Source organism: Pseudomonas protegens, from assembly GCF_003732485.1.
Taxonomy (GTDB): Bacteria; Pseudomonadota; Gammaproteobacteria; order Pseudomonadales; family Pseudomonadaceae; genus Aquipseudomonas; species Aquipseudomonas protegens_B.
This window is the reverse complement of the sequence record NZ_MOAK01000086.1, coordinates 619,564-625,152: the sequence shown is the minus strand read 5'-3', so window position 1 is coordinate 625,152 and position 5,589 is coordinate 619,564. Positions and strand designations below refer to the sequence as shown.

General features: G+C 64.8%; 6 protein-coding genes and 1 pseudogene. All 7 read right to left on the bottom strand.

Translation table 11 applies throughout. The features are described 5' to 3' along the window. Window positions 1-271 (bottom strand): annotated as a pseudogene (locus tag BLX41_RS36695) (lyase family protein); the annotation flags it as partial. A gap of 48 nt (window positions 272-319) precedes the next feature. Further along, entirely contained in the window at window positions 320-1,630 is a 1,311-nt protein-coding gene (locus tag BLX41_RS29880; RefSeq protein WP_259745361.1) for an MFS family transporter, read from the bottom strand. Between the two features lie 254 nt (window positions 1,631-1,884). Further along, window positions 1,885-2,451 (bottom strand): protocatechuate 3,4-dioxygenase subunit alpha, encoded by a 567-nt coding sequence (gene pcaG, locus BLX41_RS29875; protein ID WP_123727766.1) that lies wholly within the window; start codon window positions 2,449-2,451, stop codon window positions 1,885-1,887. Window position 2,452: 1 nt separating this feature from the next. After that, window positions 2,453-3,157 carry a protocatechuate 3,4-dioxygenase subunit beta gene (gene pcaH, locus BLX41_RS29870; protein WP_123727765.1) on the bottom strand — a complete coding sequence of 235 codons (705 nt, stop codon included), beginning with the start codon at window positions 3,155-3,157 and terminating at the stop codon, window positions 2,453-2,455. Between the two features lie 37 nt (window positions 3,158-3,194). Then, window positions 3,195-4,400, bottom strand: coding sequence for a 3-oxoadipyl-CoA thiolase (gene pcaF, locus BLX41_RS29865; RefSeq protein WP_185073863.1), 1,206 nt, complete (start codon window positions 4,398-4,400; stop codon window positions 3,195-3,197). Beyond that, window positions 4,397-5,176 carry a CoA-transferase subunit beta gene (locus BLX41_RS29860; RefSeq protein ID WP_123727763.1) on the bottom strand — a complete coding sequence of 260 codons (780 nt, stop codon included), beginning with the start codon at window positions 5,174-5,176 and terminating at the stop codon, window positions 4,397-4,399. Before BLX41_RS29860 ends, pcaF begins: the two co-directional genes overlap by 4 nt. After that, window positions 5,176-5,589, bottom strand: a 414-nt coding sequence (locus BLX41_RS36690) for a CoA-transferase (protein ID WP_311197604.1), incomplete at its 5' end; no start/stop codon positions are given. The genes BLX41_RS36690 and BLX41_RS29860, both read right to left, overlap by 1 nt.

The following is a 5,589-nucleotide window of genomic DNA, read 5'->3' as shown; positions in this document are numbered from 1 at the left end:
TGCCCAGGGCCTTGACCAGTGGAATCGCCGAATTGCCGGCCGTGGCAATCGCTTCGCCCAGGGCCTGGAAGTCATAGAGTTCGGCGCGGCAGGCCGCCTCGATGGAGGCAACCGCCGCGCTGGGAATCAACCCGGTCCGCGCCTCGGCCCGGGCCAGGGCGGCCTCGAAGTCGAGCATGGCCTGGACCCGCCCCTGGTCGCAGAACACTCCGCGCATTTCCCGGGCAGTAAAGTAGGCATCGAACAACTGATTGCTCGCAGGTAGGGTCATAAACAGTCCTTGCTGCACCTGCGCCCTGGGCGGGCGCAGGTGCATGGGTCAAAGGTCGTGGTGCAGGTACGCCGCCTGTTTCGGCAGACGCAGGCTGAACAGAAAGGCAATCGCCATCATCGCCGTGACATACCAGTAAAAGGTGTTTTCCATGCCCATGTTCTTGAAGTTCAGGGCCACCCATTCCGCCGAGCCACCGAAGATCGCATTGGCCACCGCATAAGCCAAGCCCACCCCCAGCGCGCGCACTTGCGGCGGGAACATCTCGGCCTTCACCAGGCCGCTGATGGAGGTGTAGAAACTGACGATGGCCAGGGCCAGGGTGATCAGCACAAAGGCCAGGAACGGGCTGGTGACGGTCTTCAAGGTCAGCAGGATCGGCACCGTGAACAGCGTACCCAGGGCACCGAACCAGAGCATCGAGTTACGCCGGCCGATCTTGTCCGCCAGCATGCCGAACAGCGGCTGCATGCACATATAAAGGAACAGCGCGCCGGTCATGATGTAGCTGGCCGTCTTGGCGTGCATGCCCGCGGTGTTCACCAGGTACTTCTGCATGTAGGTGGTGAAGGTGTAGAAAATCAGCGAGCCGCCGGCGGTGTAGCCGAGTACGGTGATAAAGGCCGCCGAGTGATTCTTGAACAACGCGGCGATGCTGCCGGCGTCCTTGTCCTCGCGCATTTCCTTGCTGGTGGTCTCTTTCAGCGAACGGCGCAGCAGCAGCGAGATCAGCGCCGCGATGGCGCCGATCACGAACGGAACGCGCCAGCCCCAGGCCTTGAGCTCGGCCTCATCGAGGAACTGCTGGAGGATCACCACCACCGACACCGCCAGCAGTTGCCCGCCGATCAGGGTCACGTACTGGAAGGAGGCAAAGAAGCCGCGCTGGCCCTTGAGCGCCACCTCACTCATGTAGGTGGCGGTGGTGCCGTACTCGCCGCCCACCGACAGGCCCTGGAACAGGCGCGCCACCAGCAGCAGGAACGGCGCCCAGGCACCGATGCTGGCGTAGGTGGGCAAGAAGGCGATCACCAGGGAACCGGCGCACATCATCAGCACCGAGATCATCATCGAGTTCTTGCGCCCGTGACGGTCGGCGACCCGGCCGAACAGCCAGCCGCCGATGGGACGCATCAGAAAGCCGGCGGCGAACACCCCGGCGGTGTTGAGCAACTGCACCGTCGGATCGTCGGAGGGAAAGAAGGCCGGGGCGAAATAGATGGCGCAAAAGGCATAGACATAGAAGTCGAACCATTCCACCAGGTTGCCGGAGGAGGCACCGACAATGGCAAAGATCCTTTTGCTGCGCTCCTCTGCGGTGTAGTGACTTGTCGTTGTTGTCATGGTTTTTTCACTCATGGGGGACAGTGTGAGTCTAGACACACTTTGCAACATTCCCGTTCCCTGCGGATAGCGTCTTGCCCGCTGCCGGGCAAGGGTCAACCTCGGCTCGGCCTGGGCCCTGTGGTTCTGCCCCGTAGCCGCTGCCGAGCCACGGCGAGGCTGCGAAAAGGCCCACAGGGCCTTGCTTGGCGGTCTCAAGCCGAACCTCTGCCGGTTCAAGCCCGCCGCGCCTGCTACGCAGCCCGCGGCAGTGGTCACACAAGGCCGGGTCAGTAGTCGAAGAACACGGTTTCGGCGTCAGTACCCTGGAGGATCACGTTCCACTGGTAGTGGCCCTCGGCATCGGCCTTGGCCAGCAACGTGGTGCGACGCTCCTCGGGTACGCAGGCCAGCAAGGGGTCGGCGGCATTGGCCGGTTCACCGTCGAAGTAGATCCGGGTCAGCAGGTGCTTGACCAGGCCACGGGCGAACACCAGCACCACCAGGTGCGGCGCCTGGGTCGTGCCCTTGAGACCCGGCACCATGCCCGGCTTGATGGTGGTGAAGCGAAAGCGCCCTTCGGCGTCCACCGGCACCCGGCCAAACCCCTGGAAGTTCGGGTCCAGGGGCTTGTCCTGCTCATCCTCGCAGTGGCGGTACTTGCCGGCGGCGTTGGCTTGCCAGACTTCCAGCATGGCGTCGTTGACGAAGTTGCCGTTGCCGTCCACCACCTGGCCGGTAATTGCCACCCGCTCGCCCAGGGTGCCTTCCTCGGTCAGGTCTTCGCGGTTCAGCCAGGTCAGGCCGATGTGATAGTAGGGGCCGACGGTATGGGATGTGGTCGCGGTCAGGCTCATGTTATTTCTCCATCGGCGTGGCATCGCGGCCGCGCAGGACGATGTCCCAACGGTAACCGAGGGCGTAGGAAGGAATGGTTTTCTCCAGGTCGAAGCTGGCGATCAGGCGTTCCTTGGCACGGGTGTCCGGCACGCAGTTGTAGATCGGGTCATATTCCAGCAGCGGGTCGCCGGGGAAATACATCTGGGTCACCAGGCGGGTAAGAATGCTCGGGCCGAACAGCGAGAAATGGATGTGCGCCGGGCGCCAGGCATTATGGTGGTTGCCCCAGGGGTAGGCGCCGGGCTTGATGGTCTGGAACTGGTACCAGCCGTCGGCGTCGGTCACGGTGCGCCCGGTGCCGGTGAAATTCGGGTCCAGGGGTGCGTCGTGCAGGTCGCGGTCGTGGTTGTAGCGACCGGCAGCATTGGCCTGCCAGATCTCCACCAGGATGCCCGGCACCGGCAGGCCGTTCTCGTCCAGAACCCGGCCGTGGATGATGATGCGCTCGCCCTGGGGCTGGCCTTCGTGCTGGGCCGTCAGGTCGTTGTCCCGCTCCTGGATCGACTCGGCACCAATGCTCGGGCCGGTGATTTCCGACAGCGAATGGGGCAGGAACACCAGCGGCTTGGACGGCGAACGGGTGTTGGTCGACTGGTAGGCCGGGTGCAGATAATCAGGCTGAGTACCCGCTTGCGGGCGCCGGTAACCGGGCTTGTCACTCATGGTGGTTCCTCGTTCTCTTCTTATATAGGGCAGGTATTCAAACCCGCTCGATGGCCAGTGCCAGCCCTTGGCCGACCCCCACGCACATGGTGGCCAGGCCTTTTTTACCGCCGCTCTTTTCCAACTGGTGCAAGGCCGTCAGTACCAGGCGTGCGCCGCTCATGCCCAACGGGTGACCCAAGGCAATGGCGCCGCCATTGGGATTGACCTGTGGTGCATCGTCGGCCAGGCCCAGCTCACGCAGCACTGCCAGGCCCTGGCTGGCGAAGGCTTCGTTGAGTTCGATCACATCGAAGTCGCTGACGGCCACACCCAGGCGTTCGATCAGTTTGCGCACCGCCGGCACCGGGCCAATGCCCATGACCCGCGGCGCCACACCGGCACTGGCCATGCCCAGCACTCGCGCACGTGGAGTCAGGCCGTGTTTCTTGACCGCCTCGGCCGACGCCAGGATCAGTGCGGCAGCCCCATCGTTGACCCCGGACGCATTGCCGGCGGTGACGGTCTTGTCCGGGCCGTTGACCGGCTTGAGTTTGCCCAGGGCTTCCAGGGTGGTGTCGGCCCGTGGGTGTTCGTCCTGCTCCACCACGCTCTCGCCCTTCTTGTGGGCGATGCGCACCGGGACGATTTCCTCGGCGAAGAACCCGGCGGCCTGGGCCGCGGCAGTGCGCTGCTGGCTGCGCAGGGCAAAGGCGTCCTGGTCGGCGCGGGACACTTTATAGTCGTCCGCGACGTTGTCCGCGGTCTGCGGCATGGCGTCCACGCCGTACTGGGCTTTCATCAGCGGGTTGATGAAGCGCCAGCCGATGGTGGTGTCTTCCAGTTTCATGTTGCGCGAGAAGGCGGCATCGGCCTTGCCCATGACAAAGGGCGCACGGGACATGGACTCGACGCCGCCGGCGATGGCCAGTTCCATCTCGCCACTGGCAATGGCGCGGAAGGCGGTGCCGATGGCATCCATGCCCGAGGCGCAGAGGCGGTTGAGGGTGACGCCCGGCACGCTGTCCGGCAGGCCCGCCAACAGCAGTGCCATGCGCGCCACGTTGCGGTTGTCTTCACCGGCCTGGTTGGCGCAGCCGAGGAACACCTCGTCAACGGCATTCCAGTCCACCGTCGGGTTGCGCTCCATCAGCGCCTTGATCGGCACCGCCGCCAGGTCATCGGCGCGCACCGTCGACAGGCCGCCGCCAAAGCGGCCGATGGGGGTACGAATGGCATCACAGATGAATACGTCGCGCATCAGGCTTCTCCGGGGGCTTGGCCATGGGCCGCGGCGGTGCGTGCTTCCAGATCACGCAGGGCGGTCAGTTCGACTTCGGTAGGCGCGGCCGTCTCGGCCACGTGCTCGGCGAAACGGATCGCCCAGCCGGTGGCGGCTACGACCTGCTCGCGGGTCACGCCCGGGTGCAGGGAGGTGACGACGAATTCGTGGGTACCGGCTTCCGGCTCCATGATGCACAGGTCGGTGATGATCCCCACCGGACCGGCGCCAGGCAGGCCCAGGCGTTTGCGCGAGTCGCCACCCTCGCCGTGACCGACGGAGGTGATGAAGTCCAGCTTGTCGACGAAGGAACGGGACGACTGCTTGAGGATGATCAGTACGCTTTTCGCCGAACCGGCGATCTCCGGCGCACCGCCGGCGCCCGGCAGGCGCACCTTGGGCCGATGATAATCACCCACCACCGTGGTGTTGATGTTGCCGAAACGGTCGACCTGGGCCGCGCCGAGGAACCCCACATCGATGCGTCCGCCCTGCAGCCAGTAGCGGAAAATCTCTCCAGTGGGGACTACGGTGTCGGCAGTTTCCGCCAGTTCACCGTCACCGATGGACAGCGGCAGCACGCTTGGCTTGGCACCGATGGGGCCGGACTCGTAGATCAGCACCACGTCCGGCGACGAGGTCAGGCGCGCCAGGTTGGCGGCCTTGGACGGCAGGCCGATACCGACGAAGCACACCGAGCCGTTCTGCAGGCGACGGGCCGCGGCCACGGTCATCATTTCATTGGTGGAGTAGGTCATTACTGGGCCTCCGAAGCTGCGGCCAGCTTGGCCTGGAATTCGCTGAAGTCGGCACTGCCGTGGATGTATTCGTTGATCCACGCGGTGAAGGTCTCACGGTCGCGGGCGATCGGGTCCCAGGCCTGGTAGAAGCGGTTGTCACGCTCGGAATAGCCGTGCGCATAGGACGGATGGGCACCGCCGGGCACGTGGCAGACCGCGCTCAGGGCCCAGGTCGGCAGCACGCAGGCGTTCATCGGCGCATTCAGGTCGTCGACGATTTCCTCGACGGTGACGATGCAGCGCTTGGCGGCCAGGGCGGCCTCTTTCTGAACCCCAAGGATGCCCCACAACAGGACGTTGCCCTTGCGATCAGCTTTCTGCGCGTGAATCACCGTAACGTCGGGACGCACCGAAGGCACCGCCGCCAGCAC

What these genes read in the sequence shown, in the direction of transcription:
- BLX41_RS29880 (WP_259745361.1), bottom strand. Translation starts at nt 1,630, where the DNA reads ATGAGTGAAAAAACCATGACAACAACGACAAGTCACTACACCGCAGAG.
- BLX41_RS29860 (WP_123727763.1), bottom strand. Translation starts at nt 5,176, where the DNA reads ATGACCTACTCCACCAATGAAATGATGACCGTGGCCGCGGCCCGTCGC.
- pcaH (WP_123727765.1), bottom strand. Translation starts at nt 3,157, where the DNA reads ATGAGTGACAAGCCCGGTTACCGGCGCCCGCAAGCGGGTACTCAGCCT.
- pcaG (WP_123727766.1), bottom strand. Translation starts at nt 2,451, where the DNA reads ATGAGCCTGACCGCGACCACATCCCATACCGTCGGCCCCTACTATCAC.